Origin of the sequence: Thiothrix eikelboomii (assembly GCF_900167255.1) — a bacterium.
In the GTDB taxonomy this organism is placed as follows: Bacteria; Pseudomonadota; Gammaproteobacteria; order Thiotrichales; family Thiotrichaceae; genus Thiolinea; species Thiolinea eikelboomii.
Map to the genome: position 1 here is coordinate 101,578 of NZ_FUYB01000002.1, position 17,133 is coordinate 118,710.

Genomic DNA, 17,133 nt, shown 5'->3' on the forward strand with positions numbered 1-17,133 from the left:
TAGCTCTTTCCTATCAACCCTTAGAGCGGATACGAAATTGGACTACAAAGACTATTACCAAATTTTAGGTGTCCCGAAACAAGCGACTCAGGATGAAATTAAGCGCTCTTATCGCAAACTAGCTCGTAAATATCACCCCGATGTCAGCCAAGAAACAGATGCCGAAGAACGTTTTAAAGAGCTCGGTGAAGCGTATGAAGTCTTAAAAGACCCTGAAAAAAGAGCGGCTTATGATCAATTAGGCGCGGATTGGAAAGCAGGTCAAGAAGGCTTTAAGCCGCCTCCGAATTGGAATGATGATTTTGAGTTTACTGGCGGTGGTTATACCACGGATACAGGTCATTCCGCTGATTTCAGCGACTTTTTTGAAAGTTTATTTGGTCGACGTCCTTCTAATCAGGATTATGGCGCGGGTGTTAATAGCCGTACTCGCCCGCTGCGGGGTGAGGATAGTCATGCAAAAATTCACATTGATTTAACAGATGCTTATCAGGGTACGACTCGAAGTATCGCTCTGCACACCACGCAGCTTGATGACAATCAGCGCCCCAAACTCATTGAGCGCACCTTGAATATCAAAATCCCGAAAGGTATTCGCAAAGGGCAAAGTATCCGTTTACCGCAGCAGGGTAATCCGGGGATCAACGGCGGTGAAGCGGGTGACTTATATCTGGAAATCGAATTTAATCCCCATCCTTTATACAGCCTCGATGGGCGTGATGTTTTCTTAAAGCTACCGATTGCTCCTTGGGAAGCTGCGTTAGGGGCTAAAGTCAAGGTGCCAACGCCCGCTGGCGAGGTAGAAATGAAAATCCCCGCCAATACCTCCAGTGGCAAGCGCTTACGCCTCAAAGGTCGTGGCCTGCCGAGTCAAGAGCCGGGGGATTTTTATATCACCCTAGAAATTGTCTTGCCCAGTCATTTGAGTGCTGCAGAAAAAGCCTTATATGAATCCCTACAGCAAGCCGCTGCTGACTTTAATCCGCGTGCATCTTTGGGAGAACAGCGATGAGCTTACAACCACTTGAAATGAGCAGTATCGTATTAGACGAAGCAGGCATCTTAAGCTTTGCCGAATTGTGCCGCTACTGCTCTTTGCCTGCCGAACACCTGCTCACCATGATTGAACACGGCATTATTGAACCTCATCCACTGGCGAGTAATTCAGCCCGTTGGCAATTCGCCAGCATCAGTTTAGTGCGCGTGCAAACTGCCAAACGCTTGCAACGTGATTTAGGGGTGAATACCGCAGGAGCTGCTTTAGCCTTAGAGCTATTAGATGAAGTGAAAACCTTGCGCCAACAATTAGCTGCTTTGCAGCATCAGGTGCAAGCCGCCGAGCACAGCGATGACTAATCCCAGCCTACCCGTTTTAATCGTCGGAGCTGGTCCTACCGGTATGGTACTAGCCTTGTGGTTAACCAAAGCGGGGATAGCGGTTCGCTTGATTGATAAACAAATCGGCACGGGTCAAGCCTCGCGGGCGATGGTGGTACAAGCGCGCATCTTAGAGTTTTATCGGCAACTTGAAATCGTTGACTCCGTGCTTGCACAGGGTATTAAGCTACAAGGTCTACAAATTCGCCAGCAAACGCAAACGGTAAATGCTCAATTTGGTGATTTAGGTGCAGGTATTAGCGCCTATCCTTTTGTTTTAAGCTACCCACAAGATGAACATGAGCAATTACTAGCCGCTGAATTAGCCACGCTAGGTATCCAGATTGAATGGAATACGGAGCTAGTCCGATTTGAAGATCGGCCGGATTCGGTGAGTGCCACTTTACTCACTACTCAAGGTGAACAGACAGTTAGCTGTGCTTATTTATGCGGTTGTGATGGTGCAAGTAGCACAGTGCGGCATCACTTAGGTTTTAGTTTTGAAGGTGGAACTTATACTCACCGCTTCTTTGTGGCAGATACCGAAGTCGCCACTATGGATTTACCCCCTTATCTATTAGCTTGCTTGGAGCACAGTGGTTTTTGTCTCGCCTTTCCCTTACGCAGAGCCGGTATCGTCCGTTTTATTGGCATCATCCCAGCCGCCTACGCCCAAATCCCGCAAGACCAGCTTAGCTTTGCTGACTTGCAAGCTCATGTAGAACAACTCACCGGCATTCAAGTATTAGCTACCCATTGGTTTTCCACTTATCAAGTACATCACCGTTTAGCTGAACACTTTCAAAGTGGGCATATCTTTTTGGCGGGGGATGCAGGGCATATTCATAGTCCTGCAGGTGGTCAGGGTATGAATACTGGAATTGGTGATGCCGTCAACTTGGCTTGGAAACTAGCCGACGTCATCAAAGGCCAAGCAAAAGCTAGCCTCTTAGCCAGCTATGAGCTCGAACGTAGGCGCTTTGCAAAAACCCTCCTCAAAACCACTGACCAAGCATTTAGTGCTTTAGTCGGCAAAGGTTTAAGCACTTGGACACTGCGACATCTTTTCCTGCCCTACTTGCTGCCTAAAGCCCTCCAATACACGAGCTTTAAACATATTCTATTTCGGACTATTTCCCAAACTAGTATTGAGTATCGACCTAGCCCACTCAGCTGGAGTCAGGTTGGTGATTTAAAAAGTGGGGATCGCCTGCCGTGGGCAGAACAGCTTGATAATTATGCCCCACTGAGCAGTCGCACCTGGCAACTGCATATTTACGGTGAAGCCACACCCTATTTAGTGGATGCAGCCCGTGATTTTAAGTTAGAGCTGCATAGCTTCCCTTGGAGCCCAGATCTTGCTGACTTAGGTTTTAGGCAAGATGCGATGTACTTAATCCGTCCAGATGGCTATCTGGGTTTATTGCATGAATACCAAAATGAAGCTGCATTGGACGCCTATTTCACGCATATCGGCTATCAGTTCTCACCGAATCCATTGGAAACTGAAAAGCCAAATCGTGAAGAGTGGTAGAGCTTAGGTCGATCTTTTCACAAACTGCGTTAAAATTACGATATGTTGATCATTCACTCGCCCTTCAATCTGGGCAGCATTATCCGCGACTAACGAAATATTCCGCACCGCTGTACCGCGTTTAGCCGTAAAATTAGCTCCTTTGACCACCAAATCTTTAATCAAAGTCACGGTATCACCTGCTTGCAACACTGCTCCATTGCTATCTCGATGCACGAGAGCATCTTCTGCTGGCTGTGAGCTAGCTTGTGCCCAAGCAAGGGTAGCCTCATCTAAATACAAACTATCTAAAGCATTCTGCGCCCACGCCTCGGTACTCAAGCGAGTTAACATCCGCCAAGCGAGCACTTGAATAGCCGGAATTTGACTCCACATGCTTTCATTTAAACAACGCCAATGTTGTACATCCAGCTCAGCCTCGGTAGTTGTTGAGAGCTGAGTTTGGCAGGTCGTACACAACCAAGCAGCCTCCTCAGCTTGCTCACCCGATTTAGGTGCTACTGACCATAAGCTTAGATTCTCAGTGGCGGCACATAACTCGCAGCTATTCCCACTGCGCACTCTTAATTCAGATTCAATCGACATAAAAAATACTCAAATTCAACTTAGATTGTAAGCAGTTGCAAGCAGTTAAGCAGCCGTCTTGACCACTTCAGCGATCGCCTCAGCAAGCCGTTGGGTTTCAGCATGATCCTCACCTTCTACCATCACCCGAATCAGTGGTTCAGTACCGGAAGCACGCAGTAAGACTCGACCGCGCTCACCTAACTCTGCTTCAGCCTGTTTAACCGCCTCTTGAATGGGTGTTGAAGTGTTTAAATCAAGGCGTTGTTTAATGGGTACATTAATTAATTTTTGTGGGTATTTGAGCATCACCTTTTTTAAATCATGTAAGGATTGCCCACTATACAAGATCGCACGTAACACTTGTAAACCCGCCACAATACCATCTCCGGTAGAAATATGATCACGCACAATCACATGCCCTGAAGACTCGCCCCCTAACAGGCATTGATATTTGAGCATCAATTCCATCACATAGCGATCACCGACTTTGGCACGATAAAACGGAATACCTAAGCGAGTCATCGACTTTTCCAGACCCAAATTACTCATTTGTGTACCAACCACACCCGCCTGCAAATACTCAGATCCCCGTTCTTGAGCAATCACCGCCAAGGCCTCGTCGCCATCGACTACTTCACCTAAATGATCCACCATGATTAAGCGGTCACCATCACCATCCAAAGCCAAACCTAAATCAGCACGGTATTTGAGCACCGTTTCACGCAGCTCCGCAGTATCCGTCGCCCCACAATGTTCATTGATATTAAAACCATTCGGTTCATTAGCAATGGCAATGACTTCAGCACCTAGCTCACGGAATACATCCGGTGCGACGTGATAAGTCGCCCCATTGGCACAATCGACCACAATGCGCAACCCTTTTAAAGATAACTCTGTCGGAAAAGCCCGCTTACAGAATTCAATATAACGGCCAGCTGCATCATTAATCCGCACGGCTTTGCCTAAATCGTGTGAAGCAACCGTCACTAAAGGCTTGGCTAAATAGACCTCGATCTCCTCCTCCACTTCGTCAGGCAGTTTCATCCCATCAGCAGAGAAAAATTTCACCCCATTATCATGATAAGGATTATGTGAAGCACTAATCACAATGCCCGCAGCGGCTCGAAAAGCACGGGTTAAATAAGCCACAGCTGGTGTAGGCATCGGCCCTAATAAGCGCACATTCACCCCTGCTGCCGCCAAACCCGCTTGTAAAGCCGATTCCAGCATATAACCAGAAATACGCGGATCCTTGCCAATCAACACTAAAGGATGGCCATTACCCGCTAAAACCTTACCTGCTGCCCAGCCCAATTTCAGTACAAAATCGGGAGTCATCGGTGCTTGGCCAATCGTGCCACGCACACCATCTGTGCCAAAATATTTTCTAGCCATCACTGAAATCCTCTTTATTTTCTTAGTGCTGCTTTATAGCACAGCTTGAAGAATTTTTAATGCATCGACTGTCGCCGCCACATCATGGACGCGCACGATTTTTGCACCCTTTACCGCTGCGATCACCGCTGCCGCCACACTCCCATGCAGACGCTCAGCGGCGGGACGGCCGTTTAATAAAGCACCGATCATGCCCTTACGCGATACACCGACTAATACAGGCAAGTCGAAGCCCTGAAAAGCGGGTAAATGCTTAAACAGTGTGAGGTTGTGTTCCAAATTTTTTCCAAACCCAAACCCCGGATCTAAAATTAATCGCTCACGTGCAATGCCTGCTTGGGTGCAAGCGTTAATCCGTGCTTGAAAAAAATCCGCAACTTCTTGCACGATATCCACATACTGCGGCGCATGTTGCATCATTGAGGGCTGACCCTGCATGTGCATCAGGCAGACCAAGGCTGGGCTATTCGCGCATACCGCTAAAGCCCCCGGCTCTTGTAAAGCACGCACATCATTAATTAGCTCCACCTGTTGTTGAAGTGCTGCCTGCATGACCTCGGGCTTGCTGGTATCGACAGAGATAGGAATGGCAAAGCGCTCACGAATCGCAGTCAGCACTGGCATTACTCGCGTTAATTCCTCGTCAACTGAAACTTCTAGCGCTCCGGGGCGAGTCGACTCACCCCCTAGATCAATAATGTCAGCCCCTGCTTGAATCATGGCCTCCGTTTGTTTAAGCGCACTCTCTAGGCGATTAAACTGGCCACCATCAGAAAACGAATCGGGAGTGAGATTCAAAATACCCATTACTTGAGTTCGTGGCAGGCTAAGATCAAACATAGCATCAGCTCCAAAAACAAAGGCGCGGAATCATCCACGCCTTTTAAGTTTATCCAGATAATGAAGCGTAGTTAGTGAGAACCCGCTGGATCCCCTACCACATCGCCAGAACCTGCTTGCGGTAATCGCATTGACGGCGGATTACCTTTGCTATTGTCATCCTCCGTCCAATCAGCTGGCGGCTTAGGCTCTTCTCCACGCATAATCGCATCAATCTGATCACGATCAATCGTTTCATATTTTATTAATGCATTTGACATAGCATGGAGTTTATCCATATGGTCGGTCAGAATTTGCTTAGCACGGGCATAGTTACGCTCAATCACACCACGAATTTCTTCATCAATCGCATGCGCGGTGTCATCTGACATTTGCTTATGCTGAGTGACAGAGCGACCCAAGAACACTTCACCTTCATCTTCTGAATAGGCTAATGGCCCCATCCGATCTGACAAACCCCATTTAGTCACCATATTGCGGGCAATATCTGTCGCACGCTCGATGTCATTAGAAGCCCCAGTTGTCACACGCTCAGCACCAAAAATTAACTCTTCAGCAATACGGCCGCCATAGAGGCTAGAAATTTTACTTTCTAAACGCTGCTTGCTATTGCTGTAACGATCTTCCACAGGCAGGAACATGGTTACACCTAAAGCACGCCCACGAGGAATGATCGTCACCTTATAAACCGGATCTTCTTCTGGAACATTGAGACCGACAATCGCATGCCCTGCTTCATGATAAGCAGTCATCCGCTTCTCTTCCTCATTCATGACCATCGACTTACGCTCAGCACCCATCATGATTTTGTCTTTAGCTTTTTCAAACTCAATCATGTCAACCGTGCGTTTATTCGAACGTGCTGCAAACAAAGCCGCCTCATTGACTAAATTAGCCAAATCAGCCCCAGAGAAACCGGGCGTACCACGAGCGATAAAACTTGGCTTTACATCATCGCCTAAGGGGACTTTACGCATATGCACTTTCAGAATCTGCTCACGACCACGCACATCCGGTAAAGGCACGACCACTTGACGATCAAAGCGCCCCGGACGCAATAAAGCAGGATCTAAGACATCAGGACGGTTAGTCGCTGCAATCACGATAATGCCTTCACTGCCTTCAAAACCATCCATTTCTACCAGCAATTGATTTAAGGTTTGCTCACGCTCATCATGACCACCCCCTAAACCCGCTCCACGCTGGCGACCTACCGCATCAATCTCGTCAATAAAGATAATGCAAGGCGCATGCTTTTTGGCTTGCTCGAACATGTCACGCACCCGTGACGCACCCACACCAACAAACATCTCAACGAAGTCTGAGCCGGAAATACTGAAGAAGGGGACTTTAGCCTCACCTGCAATGGCTTTGGCTAACAAAGTCTTACCCGTACCGGGTGAGCCTACCATCAACACACCACGCGGAATCTTGCCACCTAACTTTTGGAATTTGCTAGGATCACGCAAAAACTCAACTAACTCCGCTACTTCTTCTTTGGCTTCATCACAGCCCGCGACATCATTGAAAGTGACCTTCACTTGGTCTTCAGTCATCATGCGTGCCCGGCTTTTACCAAAGGACATGGCTCCACGCCCACCACCGCCACCTTGCATTTGACGCATGATATAAATCCACAAGCCAATAATTAGCAAGAAAGGTACCCAGCTAATTACAATATCCCAGAAAATGGAGCGCTCTTCGGGTGGGGCTGCATTCACTTTGACACCATTAGCTAATAAATCACTAACCATTTTTTCATCACTAGGTGGGCTATACGTAGTGAAGCGTTCCCCATTGGTGGTAACACCAATAATTTTTTGCCCTCTGATATCCACTTCTTTAACATTCTTACTGTACACATTTTGTAAGAACTCAGAATAAGATATAGCGGAAGCTTGATGACCGGGCTGTACGCTAAATTTGCTAAATACTGCAATCAGTACAAACGCAATAACAGCCCAGATGAGCAAATTTTTGGTTAAATCATTCAAGAAACTATCTCCATTTCCGGTCTAATGACCCTCACGCTAGCTTACAGGCTTAGCAAATACTACACCAAAAACCCTTGGCCAAGCACATATACTTCACGACTGCGGGGTCTTGAAGCCGACGGCTTGCGAATTTTTACGGTTTTAAAATGCCGTCGTAGTTCTTGTAGAAACTTATCTGAGCCATCGCCTTGAAAAAGTTTTACTAAAAACGATCCACCTGGCTTTAAAACCTGCTGTGCCATATCCAAAGCTAACTCACATAAATAAATAGCACGTGGCTGATCGACAGCATCCATACCACTCATATTGGGGGCCATATCTGAAAGTACAAGGTCTGCTTTTTCATCATCCAATAAATTTAGCAATTCATTTAAAACAGCTTGCTCACGAAAATCACCCAAGACAAATTCTACATTTGGAATCGGGTCAATCGGTAAAATATCACTCGCCACCACTCGGCCTGTTCGACCTACTAGCTGCACGGCTACTTGACTCCAACCACCCGGAGCTGCGCCTAAATCCACGACTTTGGTCCCCGGGCGCAGTAAATGATCTTTGTCTTGGATTTCCTTAAGCTTATACACCGCCCGCGAACGATAACCTTCTTGCTGAGCTTTTTTTACATATTCATCATCAAAATGCTCACGTAACCATTTGTGACTGCTTTTGCTTCTTGCCATACTACCAACTTACTACTTAAACTCGCGCCTTTTTGGGAAGAACGGTTATGGAACTCACGGATGCACAAAAAAAGCGCCTAAAAGGTTTAGCCCACGCACTCCACCCTATTATCCTTATCGGCCAACATGGACTTAAAGATAGTATTCTGGTCGAGCTGGATAATGCCTTGGCCTACCATCAATTAGTAAAAATCAAAATCAGTGTGGGCGATCGTGATTTAAGAAATCAGACCCTAGAACAGATTCTAGAGCATGCCAACCAAGCTATGCTCATTCAGCAGATTGGTAATACCGCTGTTTTGTATCAGCGTAACCCTGATCGTCCTTATTTACTATCAGCGACTAGCTAAAAGTTTTTAAACTTTAGTCACCTGAAACAAAAAAGGCCTGCATCTTTCAATGCAAGCCTTTGCTATATGGCGCGTCCAGAAGGATTCGAACCTCCGACCGCCTGGTTCGTAGCCAGGTACTCTATCCAACTGAGCTATGGACGCTTTCTGAAGGCGCGTATTTTGCGCATTTCATTTTAGTAGGTCAAGAGTTTTTTTAATTTCTTGCCACTATTAAGTCATAAATAATAACTGATAAATGGCGGAGAGGGCGGGAGTCGAACCCGCGATGAGCTTTTGGCCCATGCTCCCTTAGCAGGGGAGTGCCTTCGGCCTCTCGGCCACCTCTCCGTACAGAGAAACAACGCTTATTTATGAAGGCCGCAAGAATACCTCGCTTGCGTGCTTTGGTAAAGAGCTAATTTGAATTTTCTTCAACAACACGGGGATCAGTCGCTTCATGGTGAATGCGCTCATAAATCTCTTCACGATGTACCGCCACATCCTTAGGTGCATTAATGCCTAGGCGCACTTGATTGCCCTTGACTCCTAATACAGTGACGCTGACTTCATCGCCAATCATCAGGGTTTCCCCTACCCTACGAGTCAATATCAACATGACGCAAATCTCCATATTGCTGCATTTAATTCACCGAACCTCTGATAGAGTCTGTGACCCCAATACCCAGAACAGCATCCAGTTGCATAACATTCCCACATAGCGACTGAACTGAGCCTTAACTTTTATACTCCCTGTTGTACTTTTACCATTAAGTGGCAAAAAGCAACAGAGATTATTTGATTTTTAAATACTTTTTTACAACAAACGGCATAAAAAAACCGCCTAAGTCAAAAGGATTAACTTGGCGGTATGAGCTAGCTTAAAAATTGCGATAGTCAACTGTCAACAGTCGGCTATCGACTGTCATTAACTCGATAAACCGAAAGCTTGATGTAAAACACGTACCGCTAACTCTAGGTACTTTTCATCAATAACCACAGCAACTTTAATTTCTGATGTAGAAATCATATGGATATTAATGCCTTCATCCGCTAATACTTTAAACATTTTGCTAGCGATTCCTGCATGCGAACGCATGCCTGCGCCAACAATCGCGACCTTGGCAATACTCTCATCCCCCTCCCAAGCACGCGCACCTAAGGCTTCGCAAGTGCGGGCTAAGATTTGAGTGGCTTTGTGATAATCATTACGGTGTACCGTGAAGGTGAAATCAGTGGTGCTATTAGAACCGCTATTTTGCACAATCATATCCACTTCAATATTGGCATCAGAAATCGGACCTAAAATCTGATAAGCCACACCTGGGCGGTCGGGTACACCTTGAACGGTCAATTGCGCTTCGTCACGGTTAAAAGCAATCCCACGAACCGATACTTCTTCCATTACTTCATCCTCACGAGTCACCAGTGTGCTTTTACCTGTATCGGTCTCATCAAAGCTTGAGAGCACACGAATAGGCATATCATATTTATAAGCGAATTCTACCGAGCGAATTTGCAAGACTTTAGAGCCTTGGCTTGCCATCTCCAGCATCTCTTCCAAACTCAACACCGGAATATGCTTGGCTTTTGGTTCAATACGGGGATCAGTGGTATAAACCCCATCCACATCCGTATAAATTTGGCATTCATCCGCTTTTAAAGCCACTGCCAAAGCTACGCCTGTGGTATCAGAACCACCACGGCCTAAAGTCGTAATACTGCCATCGGCTGTCACCCCTTGAAAGCCAGCGACCACGACCACCTTACCTTCAGCTAAATCCTTACGAATCGGCGAACCATCAATATCCATAATGCGCGCTTTAGTATGCGCACCATCAGTAAGAATCCGCACTTGCCCACCCGTATAAGAGCGTGCTGGTTGACCCTTTTTCTCTAAAGCCAACGCCAACAAGCCAATCGTGACTTGCTCACCCGTTGCCAAAATAGCGTCTTTTTCACGCTCTGAACCGATGGGATTCACTGCATTAATCAGTGCGACCAGTTTATTGGTTTCCCCCGACATTGCCGAAACCACCACCACGACATCATTACCCTTCTGCCGCCAACGGATGACCCGATCAGCCACCGCCGCTATGCGCTCCGGCGAACCAACCGAGGTACCGCCGTATTTTTGTACGATCAGTGCCATGACTTACCTTCAATCTATAAAAATGACTCCCCCCTCAAAAGGAGGGGGGACTAAAACTATAAGCTTTTTTGGAAAGAAATACTAAAGGCGTTCAGCAACCCAAGCAGGTACAGAAGCTAAAGCTTGAGGTAAAGCAGCAACATCGCTACCGCCCCCTTGTGCTAGATCAGGGCGTCCACCGCCTTTACCGCCTAATTGACTCGCTACAAAGCCCAGCAAATCGCCCGCCTTGACTTTACTGGTTTCATCTTTAGTCACACCGGCCACCAAAGCGACTTTACCTTCAGCGACTGCAGACAAAATAATCACTGCTTTACCCAGTTTATTTTTCAACTGGTCAACGGTATCACGTAAGGATTTTGGATCAGCCCCCTCTAAATTCGCCGCTAAGACTTTAATACCTGCTACATCAAGCGCTTGATCAGCCAAATTAGAACCTGCTTGTGAAGCCATTTTACCTTTAAGCTGCTCTAGTTCTTTTTCTAAGGCGCGATTGCGTTGAACCAGAGCTTCAGTCTTATCTAAAACTTCGGCGCTGCTGGATTTTAGTAAGCGTGCTACATGACTCAGACGTGTATTAACCTCATTGAGCCAAGCCAAGGCATTCGCCCCTGTGACCGCTTCAATTCGGCGAATCCCCGCTGCAACCCCACCTTCGCTGACAATCTTGAATAAACCAATATCGCCAGTGCGCTCCACATGGCAGCCACCACATAACTCGGTAGAAAAACCAAGCTGCATCACCCGCACGACATCACCATACTTCTCGCCAAATAAAGCCATTGCGCCTGCTGCTTTGGCGGACTCCATATCCATCAAGCGCGCAGAGGCTGCAGCATTAGCACGAATTTGGCTATTGACAAGTACTTCTACCTCAGCAATTTGCTCAGCGGTTACCGCTTCTGGATGAGAAAAGTCGAACCTTAACCGCTCTTCATTGACTAAAGAACCTTTTTGCTCAACATGCTGACCTAACACTTGACGCAAAGCAGCATGCATTAAATGCGTGGCGGAATGATTCAGAATAATAGCGTTGCGCCGTGTGCTATCGACTTCAGCACTGACCTTAGCTCCAGCTTGAATATTACCGCTTTCAACTTGCCCAACATGAATAAAGGTTTTGCCTTGCTTTTGTGTATCCGTCACTCGGAAAACACCCGTGCTAGTTTTTAAATAGCCGGTATCACCGACTTGACCACCAGACTCTGCATAAAACGGCGTATTCGCTAACACAAGCTGCCCGTCTTGCCCAGCAGCTAAACTCTCAACGGCTTGACCCGCACTAAACAAGCCAATCACCACACTCGCTTCAGCTAGAGTGTCATAACCGTGGAAATCCGTTTCACTGTCGATCGCTAACTTATCGTTATAGTCAGTACCAAATTTACCCGCAGCCCGCGCACGCTCACGCTGCGCATTCATAGCCAGTTCAAAGCCTGCTTCGTCTAGCTTCAAATTGCGTTCACGCGCAATATCAGCAGTTAAATCGAGCGGGAAACCGTAAGTGTCATACAATTTGAATACTGTCTCACCATCAATGGTGTCACCCGCTAAATCAGCAATTGCGCTTTCAAGGATTTTCATGCCTTGCTCAAGGGTTTCTGCAAAGCGGCGCTCTTCTTTTTCCAGCGCTTGCTCAACTTGAGTTTGCATCTTAGCTAACTCAGGATAAGCCTCACCCATTTGCTCCACTAAAGGCTGCACTAACTTATAGAAGAAAGGCGCTTGCATACCTAATTTGTAGCCGTGGCGAATCGCTCGACGGATAATCCGACGCAGGACATAACCACGCCCTTCATTCGCAGGTAAAACCCCATCGACCACTAAGAAGGAACAAGAGCGAATATGATCGGCAATGACTTTTAAAGAAGCATTGTTCGGATCAGTTCCCACAGCAGCTAAGTCATGTGCGGACTTGATCAAGGCTTGAAATAGATCAATTTCATAATTGCTATGCACACCTTGCAAGATCGCAGCTAAGCGTTCTAAACCCATCCCGGTATCGACAGAAGGCTTAGGCAAGCGCCGCATCTCACCCTCTTTGGTGCGCTCAAACTGCATGAAAACCAGATTCCAGATTTCGATAAAGCGGTCGCCATCTTCTTCCGGTGTACCGGGGGGGCCACCCCAAATATGCGCACCATGATCATAGAAAACTTCAGTACACGGTCCACAAGGGCCAGTGTCACCCATCTGCCAGAAATTATCAGAGGCATACGGTGCGCCTTTATTATCACCAATACGACTAATCCGATCGGTGGGGAAACCAATCCCTTCTGACCAAATGTTGAAAGCTTCGTCGTCCTCTGCATAAACAGTGACCCATAAGCGTTCTTTGGGCAGCTTCAAAATCTCAGTGAGAAACTGCCAACAAAACCGAATTGCATCTTCTTTGAAATAATCACCAAAACTAAAATTGCCAAGCATTTCAAAAAAGGTGTGATGCCGAGCGGTGTAACCGACATTTTCGAGGTCATTATGTTTCCCCCCCGCCCGCACGCAACGTTGCGCCGTTGTCGCCCGTTGATAAGCGCGCTTATCAACCCCTAAAAATACGTCCTTAAATTGTACCATCCCTGAATTGGTGAATAACAAACTAGGATCATTGCCGGGTACGAGGGAGCTAGAAGGCACGATCTCATGACCTTGACTGGCAAAATAACCTAAAAATTTCTGTCTTAACTCAGCACTTTTCATGAAAAACCGCATTAATCGTTTCTAAATAAAAACCACGCCCTGCCAAAAAGCGGCTTTGACGTGCTCGCTCCTGCCACTCAGTCGGAAGGACATCCCCAAATTTTTTGCGCCGTTGATGCGCAGCTAAGGCTTGCCAATCAAGATCAGCGGCCTCTAAAACGGCCTTAGCTAAAGCTGAATCGACCCCTTTTTCACGCACTGCTTGAGCCAGTTTCAGAGGACCATAGCCTTTTGCAAGCGTAGAGCGCACTAATAGCTCAGCATAGCGTTGCTCATTCAAATAATCAGCCTGCGCTAGCTTATCTAAGACTTGCTCAATCAAGCTACTATCTTCTGTTAAACTTGCTAATTTTTTTGCTAATTCAAGGCGCGAATGCTCGCGTACAGCAAGCACTCGCAGCGCCTTGGCAAATAATTCAGCTTCTGTCGCCACCACTGACACTCTAAGACCCGTTACCAAGGTTTAAAGTGCATTACAGCACCTCGTCCGCCGGCAAATCATCGTCCTCTTCGGTGGCCGAGCTAATGATCGGTGCGGTTAAAGCCGCAGCACGAATCGCTTGCTCAATGGTTTTCGCCATTTCAGGGTGCTCTTTCAAATAGTTTTTGGCATTGTCTTTACCTTGGCCGATCTTGTCACCGTTGTAACTATACCAAGCCCCTGCTTTGCCGATTAAGCCTTGATTGACACCTAATTCAATCAGCTCACCTTCGCGGGAAATCCCTTCACCGTAAAGAATCTCAAACTCAGCCTGTTTAAACGGCGGAGCCATTTTATTCTTAACGACCTTCACGCGGGTTTCATTACCGATCACCTCTTCACCTTTTTTGATAGAACCAATGCGCCGAATATCTAGCCGCACTGAGGCATAGAATTTCAGTGCATTCCCACCAGTCGTGGTTTCAGGGCTACCAAACATCACACCAATTTTCATGCGAATCTGGTTAATGAAAATCACCAAAGTATTCGAACGCTTAATATTACCGGTTAGCTTACGCAGGGCTTGAGACATTAAACGAGCTTGTAAGCCAACATGAGAATCCCCCATATCTCCTTCAATTTCTGCCTTAGGTGTTAAAGCAGCTACCGAGTCGACCACGACAATATCCACTGCACCCGAGCGGACTAGCATATCGGCGATTTCTAAGGCTTGCTCACCTGTGTCAGGTTGCGAAACCAATAAATCATCGACATTGACCCCCAGTTTAGCTGCATACCCCGGATCTAGAGCATGCTCAGCATCCACAAACGCCGCTGTACCACCTGCTTTTTGGCACTCGGCGATCACTTGTAAAGTTAAGGTCGTTTTACCCGAAGATTCTGGGCCATAAATTTCAACCACGCGCCCTTTTGGCAAACCACCAATCCCAAGCGCAATATCTAAGGTTAAAGAACCCGTTGAAATAGCTTCAATATTTCGTACCGCAGCTGCGTCGCCCATCCGCATCACTGCGCCTTTACCGAACTGACGCTCGATTTGTCCTAATGCTGCCGCCAATGCTTTTTTCTTATTTTCATCCATGCCGGTCACTCCTTAAAAATGACTAAAATATAGAGGTTTCGAACCGACTAATTATCGCATATTTGGGGCTAACTCAAAAATAAAACGGACAAAAATCACTGTAATAAGGACAATAAATAACGCAAAGCTTCCGCGACAGCCGAGTCACGAATTTTCGACCTATCTCCTTGAAAATAAAAAGTTTTTGCTTGAACCTCTTGGCCAACAATCAACCAAGCTATACAGACTGCCCCTACTGGCTTATACACAGTACCTCCTGTTGGCCCTGCAATACCGCTGACGGCAATGGCAACTTGTGCCTTTGCACGCTTTAGTGCACCTTGCACCATTTCCACGACGGTTGCTTCGCTGACAGCCCCATGCTCAAGGAGGGTTTGGGCAGATACGCCTAATAAATCTTGTTTAGACTGATTGCTATAAGTCACCCAAGCACAATCAAACCAAGCTGAACTCCCTGCAACCTCAGTACAAATTTTTGCAATCCCTCCACCCGTACAAGACTCTGCTGTTACTAACCTGTATTCAGCTGCACTTAAAACCTGTCCTAATTGTTCTGCCAGTTTATATAAAGCATTTGCCTCCATCACCCGAACCTCCTTGCGAATTCACGACCTGAACTTTTGAAAACTGATCTTGACACTCTATCCAACCTAAAAGCGAGCGTTTCTGACTCGGCTCACTACCGTATAGCGCCTAAGGCTTGCCTGATCTAAGTGGCACAGCTTAAGATAGGCGAACGCGATATAAAAAATATAAATGGCGGTATTCAATGCCTACCCTGCTACAAACAGCGACTCGCTCTCGCTCTTTGACCGAATTATTTCCTGCCAGTTGGGCCTATCCAGAAACAGGTGCAACTCGTGATTTACGCCTTGATCTGATGCGTGGCTTCGTTGTTCCCTTATTGTTCGCTAGTCACTTCGAATTTTTCTCTTTGCTAATGTTTATTGGTTGGGAGCGACTGGGAGTGGTTTCAACTGCTGAAATCTTTGTCATTCTCTCTGGCATTGTAGTCGGCATGGTGTATGGGAAAAAAGTAAAGCGGGAAGGTTTGCCCGTCGTGATGCCCGATTTAATCAAGCGCTCTGTGGATTTATACCGGATCAGTGTGATTATGATCTTGATCGTGGCTGCCATCCGCTATCTTCCTTGGATTAATAGCACCGTCATCACCACTTTCTACGATGCTGCTAATAATCAAACCTATCAACTTTACCCAGAGGCTGGTACTAAGCTCTCTACCATCCTTAGCAAAGCGTTATTGCTACAAATCGGTCCCCATCAATTTCAAGTGATTGGCCTATATGTAGTCATGTTCATTCTGATCACCCCCTTAGTTTTTTTCATGTTGACTAAACAGCGGGTCGTGCTATTGCTGGCTATCAGCTGGGTAATCTACGCGATTCATTATGGAGCACCTCGCCAATCTTTGCGCCCCACTGGAGCACAGTTTGAGTATGCTTTTCCGATCATGGCTTGGCAGTTAATTTATGTACATGGCATGGTTGTCGGGTATTACAAACAAGAAGTCCTCGCTTTTTTCAAAACCAGCTTGGGTAAAGCCCTTTTGTGGGTGAGCATTTTGTTAGCTCTATGCTTTTTATTTTTCACTTGGAACCATCCCTTGCCACATATTCCGCAATGGATTTCACTCAACCTGATTGCACCAGAAACCTTCCATCACTTAAACAGTGAATATTTTAGTAAAAGTCAATTAGGCGTGGGGCGTTTACTGAATGTCGTCGTACTATTTATCAGTATGTATGCACTGCTAACCGTCTGTTGGCAACCGATTAATAAGGCCTTAGGTTGGTTGTTGATTCCTTTGGGGCAAGCCTCCTTATATGTTTTTTTCATCCATATTTTCCTACTGCTGGCCATTATGAATACCCCCCTGCCCGCCTATAATAACTTTTGGATTAATACTGCTATCCATGCGAGCTTACTGGCTGTGGTCTGGTTAATGGTGAAAAAAGAGTTTTTATTTCGCTGGATTCCCCATTAACCTGCCCATTAGCCTTGCTCAATACAAGGCAACGACCCAA

The 17,133-nt window shown here is 46.6% G+C and carries 16 protein-coding genes and 2 tRNA genes; 5 read left to right on the forward strand and 13 right to left on the reverse strand.

Annotated features, from left to right (window positions below):
• The first annotated feature begins 37 nt into the window (after window positions 1-37).
• From B5D50_RS02385 to B5D50_RS02395, 3 genes are read left to right on the forward strand one after another with little or no spacing between them, the layout of a single operon-like run.
• On the forward strand, window positions 38-1,012 hold the full coding sequence (locus tag B5D50_RS02385) for a DnaJ C-terminal domain-containing protein (protein WP_078920983.1): 975 nt from the start codon (window positions 38-40) through the stop codon (window positions 1,010-1,012).
• Window positions 1,009-1,356 carry a chaperone modulator CbpM gene (locus B5D50_RS02390; RefSeq protein ID WP_078920984.1) on the forward strand — a complete coding sequence of 116 codons (348 nt, stop codon included), beginning with the start codon at window positions 1,009-1,011 and terminating at the stop codon, window positions 1,354-1,356. Before B5D50_RS02385 ends, B5D50_RS02390 begins: the two co-directional genes overlap by 4 nt.
• A complete protein-coding gene (locus B5D50_RS02395) occupies window positions 1,349-2,911 on the forward strand; it encodes an FAD-dependent monooxygenase (RefSeq protein WP_078920985.1) in 1,563 nt (520 codons plus the stop codon). The genes B5D50_RS02390 and B5D50_RS02395 overlap by 8 nt, the downstream gene beginning before the upstream one ends.
• A 3-nt stretch (window positions 2,912-2,914) precedes the next feature.
• Here B5D50_RS02395 and B5D50_RS02400 read toward each other — a convergent pair whose 3' ends face one another.
• The 5 genes from B5D50_RS02400 to rlmE form a co-directional block, all read right to left on the reverse strand.
• Window positions 2,915-3,496, reverse strand: coding sequence for a PhnA domain-containing protein (locus tag B5D50_RS02400; protein WP_078920986.1), 582 nt, complete (start codon window positions 3,494-3,496; stop codon window positions 2,915-2,917).
• 45 nt (window positions 3,497-3,541) lie between these two features.
• Window positions 3,542-4,873, reverse strand: a complete 1,332-nt coding sequence (glmM, locus tag B5D50_RS02405; RefSeq protein ID WP_078920987.1) for a phosphoglucosamine mutase — start codon at window positions 4,871-4,873, stop codon at window positions 3,542-3,544.
• A 33-nt stretch (window positions 4,874-4,906) separates the two neighbouring features.
• Window positions 4,907-5,713 (reverse strand): dihydropteroate synthase, encoded by an 807-nt coding sequence (gene folP, locus B5D50_RS02410; protein ID WP_078920988.1) that lies wholly within the window; start codon window positions 5,711-5,713, stop codon window positions 4,907-4,909.
• A gap of 71 nt (window positions 5,714-5,784) precedes the next feature.
• Window positions 5,785-7,707 carry an ATP-dependent zinc metalloprotease FtsH gene (gene ftsH, locus B5D50_RS02415; protein WP_078920989.1) on the reverse strand — a complete coding sequence of 641 codons (1,923 nt, stop codon included), beginning with the start codon at window positions 7,705-7,707 and terminating at the stop codon, window positions 5,785-5,787.
• 59 nt (window positions 7,708-7,766) lie between these two features.
• On the reverse strand, window positions 7,767-8,387 hold the full coding sequence (gene rlmE / locus B5D50_RS02420) for a 23S rRNA (uridine(2552)-2'-O)-methyltransferase RlmE (protein ID WP_078920990.1): 621 nt from the start codon (window positions 8,385-8,387) through the stop codon (window positions 7,767-7,769).
• 47 nt (window positions 8,388-8,434) lie between these two features.
• Between rlmE and B5D50_RS02425 the strand changes: the two genes are divergently transcribed.
• A complete protein-coding gene (locus B5D50_RS02425) occupies window positions 8,435-8,737 on the forward strand; it encodes a YhbY family RNA-binding protein (protein WP_078920991.1) in 303 nt (100 codons plus the stop codon).
• Between the two features lie 67 nt (window positions 8,738-8,804).
• Here the strand turns inward: B5D50_RS02425 and B5D50_RS02430 are convergent.
• From B5D50_RS02430 to B5D50_RS02465, 8 genes are all read right to left on the reverse strand, one after another.
• Window positions 8,805-8,881 (reverse strand) — tRNA-Arg (locus tag B5D50_RS02430).
• 95 nt (window positions 8,882-8,976) lie between these two features.
• Window positions 8,977-9,067 (reverse strand) — tRNA-Ser (locus B5D50_RS02435).
• 67 nt (window positions 9,068-9,134) lie between these two features.
• Window positions 9,135-9,335 carry a carbon storage regulator CsrA gene (csrA, locus tag B5D50_RS02440; RefSeq protein ID WP_078920992.1) on the reverse strand — a complete coding sequence of 67 codons (201 nt, stop codon included), beginning with the start codon at window positions 9,333-9,335 and terminating at the stop codon, window positions 9,135-9,137.
• A 309-nt stretch (window positions 9,336-9,644) separates the two neighbouring features.
• Window positions 9,645-10,868 (reverse strand): aspartate kinase, encoded by a 1,224-nt coding sequence (locus B5D50_RS02445; protein ID WP_078920993.1) that lies wholly within the window; start codon window positions 10,866-10,868, stop codon window positions 9,645-9,647.
• 81 nt (window positions 10,869-10,949) lie between these two features.
• A complete protein-coding gene (alaS, locus tag B5D50_RS02450; RefSeq protein WP_078920994.1) occupies window positions 10,950-13,565 on the reverse strand; it encodes an alanine--tRNA ligase in 2,616 nt (871 codons plus the stop codon).
• Window positions 13,552-13,998 carry a regulatory protein RecX gene (locus tag B5D50_RS02455; RefSeq protein ID WP_234975770.1) on the reverse strand — a complete coding sequence of 149 codons (447 nt, stop codon included), beginning with the start codon at window positions 13,996-13,998 and terminating at the stop codon, window positions 13,552-13,554. The genes alaS and B5D50_RS02455 overlap by 14 nt, the downstream gene beginning before the upstream one ends.
• A gap of 40 nt (window positions 13,999-14,038) precedes the next feature.
• The gene (gene recA, locus B5D50_RS02460) at window positions 14,039-15,088 is read right to left on the reverse strand and encodes a recombinase RecA (RefSeq protein WP_078920996.1); all 1,050 of its coding nucleotides are present in this window, start codon (window positions 15,086-15,088) and stop codon (window positions 14,039-14,041) included.
• Between the two features lie 95 nt (window positions 15,089-15,183).
• Window positions 15,184-15,672: a CinA family protein gene (locus tag B5D50_RS02465; RefSeq protein ID WP_078920997.1), complete on the reverse strand. Its 489-nt coding sequence runs from the start codon at window positions 15,670-15,672 to the stop codon at window positions 15,184-15,186.
• A gap of 185 nt (window positions 15,673-15,857) precedes the next feature.
• Here B5D50_RS02465 and opgC point away from each other — a divergent pair, with 185 nt between their 5' ends.
• On the forward strand, window positions 15,858-17,093 hold the full coding sequence (gene opgC / locus B5D50_RS02470) for an OpgC domain-containing protein (RefSeq protein WP_078920998.1): 1,236 nt from the start codon (window positions 15,858-15,860) through the stop codon (window positions 17,091-17,093).
• Window positions 17,094-17,133: the final 40 nt, after the last annotated feature.